The following is a 15,888-nucleotide window of genomic DNA, read 5'->3' as shown; positions in this document are numbered from 1 at the left end:
CGCGAAACGCATCAACGTAAAGCGCCGCCCGAAAATCCGGGCGGCGCTTTTTCTTTGCTCGAGGTTCAGCGTTCGGTCAGCGCCAGCTTGACTGCGAACGCGGCAAAAGCCGCCGCGAAGGTTCTCTGCAGCCAGCGCATCGCGCGCGCCGAGGCCAGGACACGCTGACTGACCTGCTCGGCGGCAAGACCGTAGATCACGAAGACGGCGAAGGTCATGAACATGAAAGTCACGGCGAGCACAAAGAAGCGGGCCATCGCGTCCGGCGCGCCCTCCGGTATGAACTGCGGCAGGAACGCGAGAAAGAAAATCGAGAGCTTCGGGTTCAGGATGTTGATCAGCGCCCCGCGCGCCATAATCCGGAAATGCCCGTTTGCCGAGCCCCGCTCTTCTTCGGGCCGGGAAACCGCGAGAGCACCGCTTTCGCGCCACAGCCCCCAGGCCAGATAAAGCAGATACGCGACGCCGAGAAACTTCACGAGCTGGAAAGCCAGCGCGCTTGCGTGCAGGAGCGCCGCAAGACCGAGCACGCTTGCCAGAAGATGCGGCACGATCCCGAGCGTGCATCCGGCAGCCGCGGTCATGCTTTGCCCGGGCCGGCCGAAGAGGCCGTAGGAGAGCGTGTAGATCACTCCTGTCCCGGGCGCGAGGACGACGAGCAGAGCCGTCAGGAGGAATTCCGGTGAGAGGTAGCCCAGGCTCATGATCGATCCCTATCCAAAATGCATCCGGGAATGACGGACGCGAAACCCGCCTCGCAACAAGAATGTCCTGCCTTCAGGCTCCGAGAAACTCCAGCATCGCCTTCGTAAACAGCTCCGGCTGTTCGAAATTGGCGAAATGCGCCGCCGCCGGGATCTCGACATAGGACGAGCCCTTGATCAGCCCATGGATCTCCTTCGCATGGTCCGGAGTCGTTGCCGGGTCTTCGGCGCCGACGAGCACCAGCGTCGGTGTCGTGATCGCGCCGATGGAGCCGCGCTGGTCCATCGCCTGAATGGCGCGGCAGCAACCGATGAAGCCTTGCGGCGGGGTGCCGAGGATCATTTCTCGGACCTTCTCGAGGTCGCCGGGACGGCTCTGATGGCTCGCCGGAGTGAACCAGCGCTCCAGCGTGGCATCGGCCACCGCCTCCATGCCGCCCTTCTCCACCGTCTTGATCCGGCCGTCCCACATTTCCTTCGTCGGCATGTAGGCGCCGGTATCGGCGAGGATCAGCTTCGAGACCCGGTTCGCATGCCGGACACCGAGCATCTGGCCGACCATGCCGCCCTTGGAGAGGCCGCAGAAATCGGCTCTCACGACGCCGAGACCGTCGAGCAGCGCCACCGCGTCCTCGGCCAGCATCTCGATGGAATAGGGACCTTCCGGCGCATCGGAACCGCCGTGGCCGCGGCTGTCGTAGCGGATCACGCGCAAGCCTGCGGCAGTCAAATCGGCGATCTGCGGATCCCACATATGAAGGTTCGAGGCGAGCGAATTGGAGAGCAGCAGCGGGCGGCCGTCCTCCGGCCCGTCGATGCGGTAGTGCAGCCTGATCCCGTTGGCGTCGATAAGCGGCATGGTGACCTCATCCTGTCTTTTCTCATTTGTGGCCGGAGACCTCCCGCCTTTGGAAGACAACAGTTTGCGCCCGGGAGGGAACCGATGGCAATGTCGTGCGTTATTCCCGCGCGGACGCCTGACGTCCGGCGTTTCGCAGAGCAGTATCGGCGTCAGATGAAAATACTCCGCCTTACGGCTTCGGCCGCCTTGATCGCCGCGACAGGCGCCTTCACTTCGCCGGCAGAGGCGGGTGACAAGACCGCGGGTCACGGCGGCGCGTTCAATTTCACCATCGAGAACGACATGGTGAACGGCACCGACCGGAACTACACAAACGGCGTTGCGGTGCAATGGACCGACAATCTGAACCGGGTGCCGTGGAGCGTCCGGCAGGCGGCATCGCCCTTCGTCGCCCCGGACGCCGACATCCGCGTCACCTACCAGCTCGGGCAGAACCTCTATACGCCGCAGGATATCGAGCGGAAGGTTCCCGACCCGAACGACCGCCCCTACGGCGCCTGGCTCTACGGCGCGATCGGCGTGCTGGCGGATACCGACGACAGTCTCACCTCGCTGCAGCTCAGTCTCGGGGTGGTCGGTCCGGCCGCGCTGGGCGAACCGGTGCAGAGCTTCGTCCACAGCGTGATCGACAGCCGCGAGCCGCGCGGATGGGACAGCCAGATCGAGAACGAACCGGCCATCCTGATAACCTTCGAGAAGAAGTGGGCGGAAGCGCTGCTCGGCGCCCCCTACGGTTACGAGATCGACGCCTCGCCCTATGTCGGCGGTGCGCTCGGCAACGTCTTCACCCATATCAACGGCGGCATGATGCTGCGCTTCGGCAAGGATCTGCCGACCGGCGATTACGGCCCGCCGCGGATCCAGCCAAGCACGCCCGGCTCGGGCTATTTCGAGCCGACGGGCGATTTCGGCTGGTATCTCTTCGCCGGGATCGAGGGCCGTCTGGTCGGCCGTAACATCTTCCTCGACGGCAATACCTTCAAGGACAGCCCCTCGGTCGACAAGGAGATCATGGTCGGCGACTTCACCTACGGGATCGTCTTCGCCGTCGGACGCGCCCGCGTGTCCCTGACCCAGGTTGTGCGCACGCCCGAATTCTCCGGCGACGACGACTTCTCGACCTTCGGATCGCTCGGCGTGACCTATGCGTTCTGAGCGGGGTTGCCGCTAACGTTTCACGATTGCCAGTTGCCGCGTCGGGCCCTATTTTCCCCCGCCAGCACCCTCATGACAGCAATCGGCCCACATGACCGACCTCAGCCATATCCGTAATTTCTCGATCATCGCCCATATCGACCACGGCAAGTCCACGCTCGCGGACCGCCTGATCCAGCTCTGCGGCGGCCTCGCCGACCGGGAGATGAAGGAGCAGGTGCTCGACAGCATGGATATCGAGCGCGAGCGCGGAATCACCATCAAGGCGCAGACCGTGCGGCTGATGTACAAGGCCTCGGACGGAGAGATCTACCAGATCAACCTGATGGACACTCCCGGTCACGTGGACTTCGCCTACGAGGTCAGCCGGTCGCTCGCCGCCTGCGAGGGTTCGATCCTGGTGGTCGATGCCAGCCAGGGGGTCGAGGCGCAGACCCTGGCCAACGTCTACCAGGCGATCGAGCAGGATCACGAGATCATCCCGGTCCTGAACAAGGTCGACCTGCCGGCTGCCGACGTGCCGCGGGTGAAGGAGCAGATCGAGGACGTGATCGGGATCGACACGTCCGACGCGATCGAGGTCTCGGCCAAGACCGGGCTCAATGTCGGCGCCGTGCTCGAGGCGCTGGTGCAGCGCCTTCCGGCCCCGACCGGCGACCGCGAGAAGCCGCTGCAGGCCATGCTGGTGGACAGCTGGTACGACAGCTATCTCGGCGTCATGGCGCTGGTCCGGGTGCGCGAGGGCGTGCTGAAGAAGGGCCAGAAGATCAAGCTGATGCAGACCGGCGCCACGCATCTGGTCGAGAAGGTCGGCGCCTTCACGCCGAAACTGACCGAGTTCAAGGAACTCGGTCCGGGCGAGGTCGGCTTCATGAGCGCCTCGATCAAGACCGTGGCCGACTGCCAGGTCGGCGACACCATCACCGAGGAAAAACGTCCCTGCGATGCGCCGCTGCCCGGCTTCAAGCCGAGCATCCCGGTGGTGTTCTGCGGCCTTTTCCCGGTCGATGCCAACGACTATCCCGATCTGCGCGACAGCCTCGAGAAGCTGCGCCTGAACGACGCCAGCTTCAGCTTCGAGGCGGAAAGCTCCGCCGCGCTCGGCTTCGGGTTCCGCTGCGGTTTCCTCGGCCTGCTGCACCTGGAGATCATCCAGGAGCGGCTGGAGCGGGAATTCAATCTCGACCTGATCACCACCGCGCCGAGCGTCGTCTACCGGATCAACCTGACCGACGGCAAGCAGATCGAGCTGCACAATCCGGCGGACATGCCGGACGTGATGAAGATCGACAGCATCGAGGAGCCGTGGATCAAGGCGACCATAATGGTGCCGGACGAGTATCTCGGCCCGGTGCTCTCGCTCTGCACCGAACGGCGCGGCGAGCAGCTGGAGCTGACCTATGTCGGCAGCCGGGCCATGGCGGTCTACAAGCTGCCGCTGAACGAGGTGGTGTTCGATTTCTACGACCGGCTGAAAAGCATCTCGCGCGGCTATGCCAGCTTCGACTACGCGCTGGAAAGCTACGAGGCTGGCGACCTGGTTAAGCTCAGCGTTCTGGTCAACGGCGATCCTATGGACGCCCTTTCCATGATCGTGCACCGCAGCCAGGCCGAGTTCCGCGGCCGCGCCATGTGCGCCCGCCTGAAGGACCTGATCCCGCGCCAGCTCTTCAAGATCGCCATCCAGGCGGCGATCGGCGGCAAGGTGATCGCCCGCGAGACCGTCAGCGCGATGCGCAAGGACGTCACCGCGAAATGCTACGGCGGCGACATCACCCGGAAGAAGAAGCTGCTGGAGAAGCAGAAGGAAGGCAAAAAGAAGATGCGGCAGTTCGGCAATGTCGACATCCCGCAGAGCGCCTTCATCGAAGCCCTCAAGATGGGCGACGGCTGAGGACTTTCTTCTTCTCTGGACCGCACCAGCGCACGTCATCCCGGACCTCGATCCGGGATCTCTCGACGCCGCTCGGGTGGCACAAGGTCGCGGCACTGCGGCCGGGATGACGTCCGACGATGGCGTTTATTTCAGCCCCGCCCGCACTTCATCCGGCGTCGCGAGCATGCCGCCAGCCGCCTCGATCAGCCTCACCGCCTCCTCGACCAGCGCGGCATTCGTCGTCTCGACCCCGAACGGCTGGTCCTCCAGGCCGACCCGGACATGGCCGCCGCGCTCCACGGCCGGGGCGATCAGCGGGCGGATGTCGACGGCGAGGCCGGCGACCATCCAGGGGGCGCCGGGCGCCTCCGCTTCGCGCAGGGTGTCGTAGGCCTCCAGCGCGTAGAGCTCCGGCGGGAAGCTGAAGGTCAGGCGGTCGGAGAACATGTAGCGGTAGAGCGGCTTGGGGCAGCCGGGATAGGCCCGGTGCAGGGCCGCGCCCTGCCGGATGAAGCCGGGCTCGTAGATCGCGTAGCTCGGATGCAGGCCCTTCTCCCGGCAGAGTTCGAGGCCATAGCGGACATGGCTTTCCGGATTGAAATAGGTGAAGCCCTCGCGGCCCTCGGCAATCCAGGCATCGTGGGTGATGTTGGTGCTGCCGGGGTCGACCACGCTCCACTCGATCAGGCCGCGCTCGGCAAGGCCCTTCACATGGGAGAAGCGCGCCGCGGGACTCATCGTGTCGGAGACGTTTGGCAGACCCGCCATCGGCAGCGTACCGTAGATGATCACCTCCTCGTTCTCCTCGCGCACCCGCTCGATCACCTCGGCATAGGCCTCGGCGGTGTCGACCTGCAGGCCGGTCGCGGCATCGTAGGGGTGGAAATGCAGGATCGCGGCGCCGGCTTCCGCACAGGCTAGGCAGTCTGCGGCGATGTCTTCCACCGAGACCGGGATCGCGGGCTGACGCGATCGCGTCCAGGGGCCGTTGACCGCGGCTTCCAGCCAGATCCGACTCATTGCTGTGCTCCTCCGGCACGCGACGTGCGGACAAGGCGGGAAATCAGGGAGTCCATCAGATAGCGGATATAGGGATCCATCTCCTTTATCTTGGCCTGGATCAGAGAGCGGTCGACGGCAACCAGTTCGGTGTCCTCAAGACAGCGGGCGGTGGCGGTCCGCGGGATGTCCGCAATCACCCCCATCTCGCCAAACATCTGATTCCGGGTGATGACGTCGAGAACCTTTTCATTCCGTTCCGTCCCGATATAGATCTCCACCGATCCCCTCTGGACGATGAATGCCTCGAAGGCCTTGTCTCCCTCTTCGAAGACGAACTGCCCCTTCTTGTAGCGCTGAGCCTTGGCTTCTTTGTATTGCATCGGTCTTTGCTCGCCGGGTCGCCTTTCCATCGTGTACCTATGTGCGACATGCTCGGATCGAGCGCAACAGGCACGGGACAGGTGCATGGTATCAGAACGGCTCCTCGGCAGAATGCTCATCGCCGTCGCGACTGCGGGCCTCGCCGCCGGGCTGATCGCGTGGCAGACCGGCCATGGCGCCGCCGCGACCTGGATCTGGGGCCTGGCCACCCTTCCGGTCGTCCTCTCCCTCGCCGTCTCCATGACCCGCGCACTGCTCGCCGGACGGATGGGGGTCGACGCCGTCGCGCTGCTCTCCATGTCGGCCGCGCTCGCCCTCGGGGAAACCCTGGCCGGGGTCGTCGTCGCGGTGATGTATGCGGGCGGCAACGTGCTGGAGGATTTCGCCGTCTCCCGCGCCGAGCGCAATCTGAAGAGCCTGACGGACCGCGCGCCGCGGACCGCGCACCGTTATGTCGACGGAACGCTGGAGGACACCGATGTCGAGCGGGTCGTCGAGCGGGACCGTCTGCTGGTGCGCACCGGCGATGTCATTCCCGTCGACGGCGTGATCCTCGAGACAGGGGCCGACGGGACGGCGACGATCGACGAGTCCGCGCTGACCGGCGAACCGATCCCGGTCGAGCGCCATGCCGGCGAGCCGGTGCGCAGCGGAGCGGTGAATTCCGGCGTGCCCTTCACCCTGCAGGCGACGGCGACGGCAAGCGAAAGCACCTATGCCGGGATCGTCGCCATGGTCGCCGCCGCGCAGACCGCACAGGCCCCCTTCATCCGCATGGCGGACCGTTTCGCCCTTCTGCTGCTGCCCCTGGCGGTGGCGGTTGCCGGCGGTGCATGGCTCTTTTCCGGAGATCCGGTCCGCGGGCTCGCCGTGCTGGTCGTCGCCACGCCATGCCCGCTGATCCTCGCCGCGCCCGTCGCCTTCATCTCCGGCGTCTCGCTCGCGGCCCGGCGCGGCGTCCTGGTGAAAGGCGGCATGGCGCTGGAAGCGCTCGCCCGCGCCCACACGATCCTGTTCGACAAGACCGGCACGCTCACTGTCGGGGGCGCGCGCCTCGTTGCAGTGGAGACCGCCCCGGGCCACGATCCGGCGGAAGTCCTGCGTCTCGCCGCCTGCCTGGAGCAGGCCTCGCATCACGTGATCGCCCAGGCCATCGTCGGCGCGGCCGAAACCCGCGGCATGACCCTGGTGCCGCCGACGGACGTGCGCGAAGAACTGGGATCGGGCCTGACCGGCACGGTCGACGGCAAGCGTGTCGCCGCGGGCAGCCTGACGATGACCACCGGCGGCAACCAGCGCGCCGCCTGGGTCGACCGGGCCCAGCGCCGGGCCTCATGGCGCTCCGCGCTCTCGGTCTTCGTGACCGTCGACGGCACCCTCGTCGGTGCGCTCCTGCTCGGCGACTCGCTCCGGCGGGAGGCGCCGCGCGCGGTCCGCGCCCTGCGCGAGGCCGGGATCGGCCGCATCGTCATGGTGACCGGCGATCATGCGGATGCGGCGGAGACCATCGGCGCCGCCCTCGACCTCGATGCGGTGCTCGCCAACCGGGTCCCGGCGGACAAGGTCGACGCGGTCGAGTTCGAGAAGAAGCGCCATCCGACCCTTATGGTGGGCGACGGGATCAACGACGCTCCCGCGCTCGCCGCCGCCGATATGGGGATCGCCATGGGTGCGCGGGGCGCCAGCGCGAGCTCCGAGGCGGCCGACGCCGTGGTCCTGATCGACCGGCTCGACCGGGTGGCGGACGCGCTCGCGATCGCCAAGCGCTCCCGTAGGATCGCGATGGAAAGCATTGTCGCCGGCATGATGATGTCGCTGGTCGCCATGGGCTTCGCCGCCGCCGGGTACCTGACCCCGGTCGCCGGCGCGATCCTGCAGGAAGGGATCGACATCGCCGTGATCCTGAACGCGCTCAGGGCCCTGGTCCCGCCAGGCCTCGGCACGAAGCCGAGCCTGCCCGAGGCGGCCGCCCAAAGACTGCGCGACGAGCACGAGGAAGTCGAAGACTGGCTCGACCAGCTCCGCGCCCATGCGGACGCCCTGGACGATGCCCGAGGCGCGGAAGCGCTCTCCCACATCGCCGCGGCGAACCGCATCATCAACGAGGATATCGTGCCGCACGAACGCGAGGATGAGATCAATGTCTATCCCCAGCTGGTGCCGCATCTCGGCAACGCCCACGGGCTGGCGGCGATGAGCCGGGCGCACCGCGAGATCCAGCATCTCGGCCGCCTGCTCGACCGGCTGCTCAGCGGCGTCGGCGAGGAGGACGCCGACCGCTACCTGATCCGCGACGCCCAGCGCATCATCGAATCCGTCGACGCCCTGGTGCGCATCCACAACGCGCAGGAAGAGGATATCTTCGACTACGCGGTAAACTGACCGGAGGTGCCGCGGCGACGCACCTCCTCCGGTCGCGGATTCCTAGGACGTGCGCACCTCGTTGAGGAAGCGGTCCACAATGCCGTTCAGGGTGTTCGACTGGTGCGCGACCTCCTGTGCCGTCTGCAGCACCTGGCTCGCTGCGGCCCCGGTTTCCTGAGCCCCCTCGTTCACGGAGACGATGCTCGAACTAACCTCGGTCGTGCCCTCCGCCGCCTGCTGGACATTGCGGCTGATTTCCGAAGTTGCCGCATTCTGCTCCTCGACGGCCGAGGCGATGCCGGTAGCGATCGTGCTGATACGGTTGACGGTCTCGCTGATGGTCCGGATCGCATCGACAGCTTTCGAGGTTTCCGATTGCATGGAGCTGATCTGCCCCGCGATCTCGTCGGTGGCCTGGGCCGTCTGGTTGGCCAGGTTCTTCACTTCGCTGGCCACGACGGCAAATCCCTTGCCCGCCTCACCCGCACGAGCCGCTTCGATCGTCGCATTGAGGGCCAGCAGGTTGGTCTGCTCCGCAATATCGTTGATCATGTCGACGATCTCGCCGACCTTCTGCGCGGCCTGATCGAGCCCGATGACAGATTCCCGGGTTTCTTCGGCCTGCCCGGCAGCCTCGGCGCTGATCCGCGTCGACTCGCTGACCTGCGCCCCGATCTCACTGATCGACATCGTCAGTTGCTCCGCCGCCGCCGCGACGGTCTGGACATTCGTTGTCGCCTCCTCCGACGCCGCCGCTACCGACGAGGCTTGGCCTTCCGCCCGCTCGGCGATGGACGCCATCGACTTCGCAGTAGCGTCGAGTTGTGTCGTCGCCGCGGCGACGCTCTTTAACACCTCGCTGACCTGCTGATCGAACTCCCTGGTCACCCCTTCGACATGCTGCGCGCGTTCTTCCCGGCTGAGGCGGGCGCGTTCCTGTTCCGCCCTGAGCTCTTCGTTGCGAACCATGTTGTCGCGGAACACCTGCACGGAACCGGCCATCCGTCCGATCTCGTCTCCGCGCCCGACTCCCGGCACAGCGACCGACAGGTCGCCGCCGGAGAGCGCATCCATCACTCCCGTCATGTCAACCACGGGACGCAGTGCACTGCGGGCGAGGAAATACCCGACGGCCGACAGCAGCACGAAGATCGCCAGGCCGACAGTCAGCATCACCGTCCGCATGTCGTGCACGGCGGCAAGGATCTCTTCGACATCCATCTCGCCGAGAACGGCCCAGGTCACGCCTTCAAAGGTCAACGGCGAGAAGGCGGAATAGACCTCCTGGCCGTCATAGCCGGTCGACTTTTGCCAGCCGGTTTCGCCTCCCAGAGCGCGACGGACCGAGTCCGCCTCCACACTGGTCTTCAGGATGACATCGGAGCCGAGGGCGCGGGAGCTGCTGCGCATCAGGAAATCTTCGCCGACGAGAATGGTCTGGCCGGTCCGTCCCATGCCCGCAACATCGGTCATCAGGGCGTCGATCCGGCCTATCGGCATCTGGAAGATCAGCGTGCCGAGCAACTCGCCACCGTCGAGTATCGGAGCGGCTATGAAACTTGCGGGCGCATCGTAGCTCGGTGCATATGGCGCGAAATCGGTGAACGCGACCTCGCCCGGCGCACGGAGCTTGCTCGCCATTGTGAAGACCCGGGCGATATCCGTGTCCTTCCACTTCCCGCTGTTCAGGTTGGTGGCATAGTCGAGCTCCTTGAAGACGCTGTAGATCAGGTCACCATTGGCAGCGACGAGGAACACATCGTAGTAGTCCCGCCGCTGCTGCAGTTCCCGGAACCACGGATGGAATCGCTCGTGCAGGTCCGAATATTCGGATCCGTCAGGCGCGACATCGAGCAGATGCTTGCTGCCCGTCGGATGGGGGTTGTTCTCGATATAGTGTCTTTGCAGGACATCCCTTGCGGATCCGTCCGCATTGATCTCCGTGAACGCGGCTTCGAATGATTTCGTGGCCTCGAGCACAATCTCGTTCTGAGCCGTGATGACGAGGTCTTCCCTGATCGACTGGAGATAGGCTGCCAGAGCGCTGATGCGGGCCTGTGACAGTGCGGCAAGCCGGTCGACCGCACGCGCCTCCATTTCGCGTGAAAACTGAATGTAGGCGAATACCCCGACAATAAGGACGGACATGGCGGCTGCCACACCGACCAACGTCGGAATTTTTGTCGACAGGTTCACGTTCTTCATTTGCTCACAGCCTTTCGGTCGCCGGCAATACATGCACTCGCGCATACAAAGGCTTTTATTGACGGAGAAATACTTATATTTGGTAAATTAATCGTCAGTAATACAAATTAACCAATTCAATACAACAAGTACAATTACCTAACAAACCACGCACATCTGATTACGACTATCTTGATTGCAAGAATTCAATGCAATGACGATACCCCCAACGCCACCACAATCTTTCATGTCGCACCGCCATGAAGAAAATGCCCTCCGGATCGGGCGAAGCGGTGATCCTGAACGCGCTCAGGGCCCTGGTCCCGCCGGGCCTGGAGATGAAGCCGAGCTTGCCCGAGGAAGCCGCCCGGCGGTTGCGCGAGGAGCACGAGGCAGTCGAAGACCGGCGCGACCAGCTCCGGGCCCATGCAGACGCCCTGGACGATGCCGAGGGCGCCGAGGCGCTCGCCCGCATCGCCGACGCAAACCGCATCATCAACGAGGACATCGTGCCGCACGAGCGCGAGGACGAGATCAGTGTCTATCCCCAGCTGGTACCGCATCTCGGCAACGCCCACGGGCTGGCGGCGATGAGCCGGGCGCACCGCGAGATCCAGCATCTCGGCCGCCTGCTCGACCGGCTGCTCAGCGGCGTCGGCGAGGAGGACGCCGACCGCTACCTGATCCGTGACGCCCAGCGCATCATCGAATCCGTCGACGCCCTGGTGCGCATCCACAACGCTCAGGAAGAGGACAACTCCGACTACGCGGCCGGCTGATCTGCCGCAGGCTGCCCCAGGATCGTGCCAATCGGCGCCGGTCTCGCGAACAGGTAACCCTGCAGGTAATTCGCCCCGGCGTCGCGCAGCAGGCTTGCCTCGGCCTCGGTTTCGATGCCCTCGGCGATGACCTCGATATTGTGCTCCCGCGCGATCGAGATCAGATGGCCGACGATCGACTGCTTCAGGGGATCGCGGTCGATGTTGCGGACCAGGTCCATGTCGATCTTGACGAAGTCCGGCCGCATCTCGTGCAGCAGGTTGAGGCCGGACCAGCCGGAGCCGATATCGTCGAGCGCAACCTTGAATCCGGCCTGCCGGTAGAAGGCCAGAATGCCCTTCAGATGGTCTTTGTCCTGGATCCGGTGCGTCTCGGTGAGCTCGAAGGTGATGTCTGCCGGTTTCAACCCGAGGTCCGCGACCGCCGAGGCCGTCGTGCGCAGACAATAGGCCGGGTCGTAGATGCTCGAGGGATTGAAGTTGACGAAGATCCGGCCACGGAAGCCGCTTTCCGCGGCACGGCGCACGGCCGAGGTGCGGGCCGCGATATCGAGCGGGAACAACAGGCCCGCATGTTCGGCGAGCTGGAAGACATAACCCGGCGATATGTTGTTTCCGTCTCGATCCCGCATCCGGAGAAGCCCTTCGAGCGCGAACGGATTCTCCGCGGTTGTGGCGTTCGCGTCCACGATCGGCTGGTACCAGGTGTCGTAGAGCTCGTCTTCCAAGGCGTCGACCAGCCATTGCCCCTTGACCCGGTTCACGAAGACGTCCGCGCTCATCACGCGGCTCATGTCCAGCGGCGTCGGGTCACCGCCCGCCGTGGTGAGCACCTTGGTCTCTTTCAGCTCTTTCTTGTTCAGTTCCCCGAAGAGCGCGGTCATCACCCCGTCGATACCGTCCCGCGCCACGGACGCTTCCAGGCAGTTCCCGCCCACGCCGCGTGCGGCCATGTCGCGCCGGTCAAAGACCGAGGCGACCCGCGCAAAGGATTCCGACGTCGGCATATGGAACCAGAATCTGGTTTGGTCGAAGACGATCTCGTCAACCTGCTCGCATTCCTGACAGCGCATGTTTTTTCTCCTTGTGGGAGAACGATACGCAGCTGCCTTCTTCGCGGATCACATGGCAGGCGAAGGCCTGGCATTGAAGCATTTCGACGGACATCCGTTGGAAAGTGCATTCCGGAACAGAGAACGTTTAAGCAATTATCAATGAACTACCGGGATAGTGCGCCCGTCACGCACACCTCCCATGCAATGCTGCGCTGCACAACAATATTGAGATAGGTCAGCAATACTGTATTATGGAGCGTGAACGGACGCCTTCTCATGCGTCTCCGGGCCATTGCCCGCGGGGGCGGAAGAGTGGGTGGGAAAACCCCGGACATCCATCGACACCGAGAGAGATGCGCACCCATGCTGCAGGCGATGAAATCGCGTTTGTCATCCGCAACAGACGGACCCAATAAGGGCTACAAGCTGTCCTCCGGCCAGATCAAGACCGAGATCCTCGCAGGCCTCACCGTCGCCCTCGCGCTCGTGCCGGAAGCGGTCGCCTTCGCCTTTGTCGCCCATGTGCATCCGCTGGTCGGCCTCTATGCCGCCTTCATCGTCGGTCTCATCACCGCCGTCCTCGGCGGCCGGCCCGGCATGATCTCCGGCGCCACCGGCGCGCTCGCGGTCGTCATGGTCGATCTCGTCGTCCGGCACGGTGTCGAGTATCTCTTCGCTACCGTGGTCCTCATGGGCCTGCTGCAAATCACCGCCGGCGTGATGCGCTGGGGCAAGTTCATCCGCATGGTGCCGCATCCGGTCATGCTCGGCTTCGTCAACGGGCTCGCGATCGTGATCTTCCTGGCCCAGCTCGGACAGTTCAAGGATCATGCCCCCGACGGCACCGCGACCTGGATGACCGGCGAGCCGCTCTATCTGATGCTCGGATTTACCGCGCTGACCATGGCGCTGGTCTATCTCGTTCCGCGCATCACGAAGTTCATACCGGCGCCGCTCGCCGCCGTCGGCATCGTCTCGCTGATCGTCATCGGCCTCGATCTCGACCTGCCGCGGGTCGGCGATCTCGCCAGCATCAAGGGCGGCCTCCCGGACTTCCATATCCCGATGGTGCCGCTCACGCTGGAGACCCTGCAGGTCATCCTGCCCTACTCGCTGATCCTCGCCGCGATCGGCCTGATCGAAAGCCTGCTGACCCTCAACGTGGTCGCCGACATGACCGAGACCAAGGGCGGTGCGTCCAAGGAGTGCCTGGCACAGGGCATCGCCAACACCGTCACCGGGTTCTTCGGCGGCATGGGCGGCTGCGCGATGATCGGGCAGAGCGTGATCAACGTGAAGTCCGGCGGCCGCACACGGCTCTCGGGCATTTCCGCCGCCCTGTTCCTGCTGAGCTTCATCCTCTTCGCCTCCGGCCTGATCGAGCAGATCCCGCTCGCGGCGCTGGTCGGCGTCATGTTCATGGTGGTGATCGGCACCTTCGCCTGGCGCAGCCTGACCATCATGCGCCGCATCCCGCGCAAGGACGCGCTGCTGATCGTGCTCGTCACCATCGTCACCGTGTTCACCGACCTCGCCATCGCGGTCGTGGTCGGCGTGATCCTGGCGGCCCTGTTCTATGCCTGGAACGCGGCGACCCGGATGCATGCGGTCTCCGGCATCGACGTCTCCGGCGCCAAGATCTACAGCCTCGACGGCCCGCTCTTCTTCGGCTCGACCGAGAGCTTCCTCGCCCAGTTCACGCCGAAGGAGGACCCGGATCGCGTGGTCATCGACTTCATGAATTCGCGCGTGGTCGACCATTCCGGCCTGCAGGCGATCGAGAGCCTCGCCAAGCGTTACGACGAACTCGGCAAACGTCTGCAGCTCCGGCACCTGAGCCGGGACTGCAAGGCGCTGCTGGGCCGCGCCGGGCAGCTCGTGGAAGAGCGCGACGACGAGGATCCGGTCTACGGAGTCGCCACCGACTACGATCTCAGGATCGGCCAGGTCGGCACGGGGCAATAGGCCCCGGCCCCACGCGCGCTCAGGCCGTGCCGGTGATATGCGGCATCGGCGGGCGCCCGACGATCCCTTCGATCGCCGCGCCGATGGAGAGCGCATGGCTGTCCATGCCGCGCCGGCAAAGCACCTGAAGGCCGACCGGCAGCGCCGAGCCGAACTGCTGGACCGGGATCGATATCCCGCACAGGCCCCAGAGATTGCCCGGCTGCGTGTTGCGCGAGGCGGCCATGCCTCTCGCGCCACCCTCCTCGGTCTTCAAGTCCCCGGCCGGCAGCGCCACCATGGCGGTGGTCGGCGCGACCAGCCCGTCCACCGGGCGCAACGCCTCGTCGGCCATCTTCCTGAGCTTGTCATGACGCCGCAGCGCCAGCGCATAGTCGACCGCCGTCACATCGAGCCCGACCGAAGCGCGGGCCGCCGTGACGCTGTCCATCCCGTTGCGGCCCGCCTTGAAACGGTCGAGCCCCAGGCTGGCGAGAATCTCCGTACCGACGATCGGCGGGAAAATCGTCTCGCGCTCCTTCGGGTCCGGCAGGTCGCTCTTGTCCAGTTCCACGATCGTGATCCCGGCCTCGACCAGCACCCGCAGCGACTTCTCCACGCAGGCTTCCACCTCCGGGTCGAGATCCTCGAAGAAGTAATCGCGCAGCAGACCGAGACGCAGGGTATGCGGCGAGGTGGCCTCCGGAACCCGACCGCCCGTCGTCGCCGCATGCACGATGGCGGAATCCTCCGCCGAGCGGCAGAGCGCGCCAACCGTATCCAGGGTCGGCGAGAGCGGGAAAACGCCATCGGTCGGAATCAGCCCGATGCTGGTCTTCAGGCCGGATAGGCCGCAGAAGGAAGCAGGGATTCGGATCGAACCGCCGGTATCGGAGCCGAGCGCGAACGCACACATGCCCGCCGCCGTCGCCGCGGCCGAACCGCTTGACGATCCGCCCGGAACGCGATGCGTTTCAAGATCCCACGGGTTCCACGGCATCCCCCGGGCTTCGTTCTGTCCGGTCCCGCCGAGCGCGAATTCGACGGTCTTGGTCTTGCCGAGAACGACCACCCCGGCCTTCTTCAGACGCTGGACGTAGGTGCCTTCCGGACCGGTGATGTCCGCGGACTCGATCAGCGACCCGTTCGTTGTCGGCATGCCGTCGACGGCATAGATGTCCTTCACGCCGATCGGCACCCCCATCAGCGGGCCGAGATCGGTGCCCGCCCGGAGCAACCCGTCCATCGCCTGCGCTGTCTGCAGCGCGGTTTCGGCCGCGACATGCTGGAAGGCGCCGATTTTCCCATCGAGCGCGTCGATGCGCTCGAGGCAGGCCAGCGTCACCGCCTCGCTGCTAGTCCGTCCCGCGCGCAGGTCGCGCGCAAAACCCGCGATTCCGCCCTTCTCGAACGGATCTTCCGGAAGTCTCGCCATCGGTTTTTCCCCGCCTGCCTTATTTCTGCTGTGGTTGGCGCCAAGACTAGCGCTCCTTGCCGCCACGGCGAAAGCGCCGACACGGCAAGAGAGCCGTCCCCGCCTGCCGGGATTTGCCGGTTTCGCCCACTCCGGGCTATCGTCGGC

12 protein-coding genes are annotated in these 15,888 nt (G+C 65.1%); 5 read left to right on the top strand and 7 right to left on the bottom strand.

Annotated elements, in window-relative coordinates; translation table 11 throughout:
* Positions 1–65: 65 nt before the first annotated feature.
* Positions 66–704, bottom strand: coding sequence for a LysE family translocator (locus ACOOE1_RS17425; protein WP_420403474.1), 639 nt, complete (start codon positions 702–704; stop codon positions 66–68).
* A 73-nt stretch (positions 705–777) separates the two neighbouring features.
* Positions 778–1,563, bottom strand: coding sequence for a 3-oxoadipate enol-lactonase (gene pcaD, locus ACOOE1_RS17420; RefSeq protein WP_420403473.1), 786 nt, complete (start codon positions 1,561–1,563; stop codon positions 778–780).
* 156 nt (positions 1,564–1,719) lie between these two features.
* On the opposite strand from pcaD, the gene ACOOE1_RS17415 reads away from it, so the two are divergent.
* Together ACOOE1_RS17415 and lepA are read left to right on the top strand one after the other, a co-directional pair.
* Positions 1,720–2,721: a lipid A deacylase LpxR family protein gene (locus ACOOE1_RS17415; protein ID WP_420403472.1), complete on the top strand. Its 1,002-nt coding sequence runs from the start codon at positions 1,720–1,722 to the stop codon at positions 2,719–2,721.
* 91 nt (positions 2,722–2,812) lie between these two features.
* Positions 2,813–4,615 (top strand): translation elongation factor 4, encoded by a 1,803-nt coding sequence (gene lepA, locus ACOOE1_RS17410; RefSeq protein WP_420403471.1) that lies wholly within the window; start codon positions 2,813–2,815, stop codon positions 4,613–4,615.
* A gap of 126 nt (positions 4,616–4,741) precedes the next feature.
* Here lepA and ACOOE1_RS17405 read toward each other — a convergent pair whose 3' ends face one another.
* Both ACOOE1_RS17405 and ACOOE1_RS17400 read right to left on the bottom strand, forming a co-directional pair.
* Positions 4,742–5,617 carry a 3-keto-5-aminohexanoate cleavage protein gene (locus ACOOE1_RS17405; RefSeq protein WP_420403470.1) on the bottom strand — a complete coding sequence of 292 codons (876 nt, stop codon included), beginning with the start codon at positions 5,615–5,617 and terminating at the stop codon, positions 4,742–4,744.
* On the bottom strand, positions 5,614–5,979 hold the full coding sequence (locus ACOOE1_RS17400; protein WP_420403469.1) for a cyclic nucleotide-binding domain-containing protein: 366 nt from the start codon (positions 5,977–5,979) through the stop codon (positions 5,614–5,616). The genes ACOOE1_RS17405 and ACOOE1_RS17400 overlap by 4 nt, the downstream gene beginning before the upstream one ends.
* An 85-nt stretch (positions 5,980–6,064) precedes the next feature.
* Here ACOOE1_RS17400 and ACOOE1_RS17395 point away from each other — a divergent pair, with 85 nt between their 5' ends.
* The gene (locus tag ACOOE1_RS17395; protein WP_420403468.1) at positions 6,065–8,362 is read left to right on the top strand and encodes a heavy metal translocating P-type ATPase; all 2,298 of its coding nucleotides are present in this window, start codon (positions 6,065–6,067) and stop codon (positions 8,360–8,362) included.
* A 42-nt stretch (positions 8,363–8,404) separates the two neighbouring features.
* On the opposite strand, the gene ACOOE1_RS17390 is transcribed toward ACOOE1_RS17395, so the two are convergent.
* Positions 8,405–10,492 carry a methyl-accepting chemotaxis protein gene (locus ACOOE1_RS17390; RefSeq protein WP_420403467.1) on the bottom strand — a complete coding sequence of 696 codons (2,088 nt, stop codon included), beginning with the start codon at positions 10,490–10,492 and terminating at the stop codon, positions 8,405–8,407.
* A 305-nt stretch (positions 10,493–10,797) separates the two neighbouring features.
* On the opposite strand from ACOOE1_RS17390, the gene ACOOE1_RS17385 reads away from it, so the two are divergent.
* Positions 10,798–11,307 (top strand): hemerythrin domain-containing protein, encoded by a 510-nt coding sequence (locus tag ACOOE1_RS17385; protein WP_420403466.1) that lies wholly within the window; start codon positions 10,798–10,800, stop codon positions 11,305–11,307.
* Here the strand turns inward: ACOOE1_RS17385 and ACOOE1_RS17380 are convergent.
* Positions 11,292–12,380, bottom strand: a complete 1,089-nt coding sequence (locus tag ACOOE1_RS17380; protein WP_420403465.1) for an EAL domain-containing protein — start codon at positions 12,378–12,380, stop codon at positions 11,292–11,294. The two genes, ACOOE1_RS17385 and ACOOE1_RS17380, sit on opposite strands and share 16 nt — an antisense overlap.
* Before the next feature lie 369 nt (positions 12,381–12,749).
* Here ACOOE1_RS17380 and ACOOE1_RS17375 point away from each other — a divergent pair, with 369 nt between their 5' ends.
* Entirely contained in the window at positions 12,750–14,327 is a 1,578-nt protein-coding gene (locus ACOOE1_RS17375) for a SulP family inorganic anion transporter (RefSeq protein WP_420403464.1), read from the top strand.
* A gap of 19 nt (positions 14,328–14,346) precedes the next feature.
* On the opposite strand, the gene ACOOE1_RS17370 is transcribed toward ACOOE1_RS17375, so the two are convergent.
* On the bottom strand, positions 14,347–15,741 hold the full coding sequence (locus ACOOE1_RS17370; RefSeq protein WP_420403463.1) for an amidase: 1,395 nt from the start codon (positions 15,739–15,741) through the stop codon (positions 14,347–14,349).
* Positions 15,742–15,888: the final 147 nt, after the last annotated feature.

The sequence above is a fragment of the Nisaea sp. genome, assembly GCF_965216895.1.
Classification (GTDB): Bacteria; Pseudomonadota; Alphaproteobacteria; order Thalassobaculales; family Thalassobaculaceae; genus Nisaea.
Note: the sequence above shows the minus strand (reverse complement) of the source record. Positions and strands in the feature narration are given on the sequence as shown.

What these genes read in the sequence shown, in the direction of transcription:
- ACOOE1_RS17405 (WP_420403470.1), bottom strand. Translation starts at nt 5,617, where the DNA reads ATGAGTCGGATCTGGCTGGAAGCCGCGGTCAACGGCCCCTGGACGCGA.
- ACOOE1_RS17425 (WP_420403474.1), bottom strand. Translation starts at nt 704, where the DNA reads ATGAGCCTGGGCTACCTCTCACCGGAATTCCTCCTGACGGCTCTGCTC.
- ACOOE1_RS17415 (WP_420403472.1), top strand. Translation starts at nt 1,720, where the DNA reads ATGAAAATACTCCGCCTTACGGCTTCGGCCGCCTTGATCGCCGCGACA.
- ACOOE1_RS17390 (WP_420403467.1), bottom strand. Translation starts at nt 10,492, where the DNA reads ATGTCCGTCCTTATTGTCGGGGTATTCGCCTACATTCAGTTTTCACGC.
- ACOOE1_RS17380 (WP_420403465.1), bottom strand. Translation starts at nt 12,380, where the DNA reads ATGCGCTGTCAGGAATGCGAGCAGGTTGACGAGATCGTCTTCGACCAA.
- ACOOE1_RS17385 (WP_420403466.1), top strand. Translation starts at nt 10,798, where the DNA reads ATGCCCTCCGGATCGGGCGAAGCGGTGATCCTGAACGCGCTCAGGGCC.
- ACOOE1_RS17370 (WP_420403463.1), bottom strand. Translation starts at nt 15,741, where the DNA reads ATGGCGAGACTTCCGGAAGATCCGTTCGAGAAGGGCGGAATCGCGGGT.
- ACOOE1_RS17400 (WP_420403469.1), bottom strand. Translation starts at nt 5,979, where the DNA reads ATGCAATACAAAGAAGCCAAGGCTCAGCGCTACAAGAAGGGGCAGTTC.
- lepA (WP_420403471.1), top strand. Translation starts at nt 2,813, where the DNA reads ATGACCGACCTCAGCCATATCCGTAATTTCTCGATCATCGCCCATATC.
- pcaD (WP_420403473.1), bottom strand. Translation starts at nt 1,563, where the DNA reads ATGCCGCTTATCGACGCCAACGGGATCAGGCTGCACTACCGCATCGAC.
- ACOOE1_RS17395 (WP_420403468.1), top strand. Translation starts at nt 6,065, where the DNA reads ATGGTATCAGAACGGCTCCTCGGCAGAATGCTCATCGCCGTCGCGACT.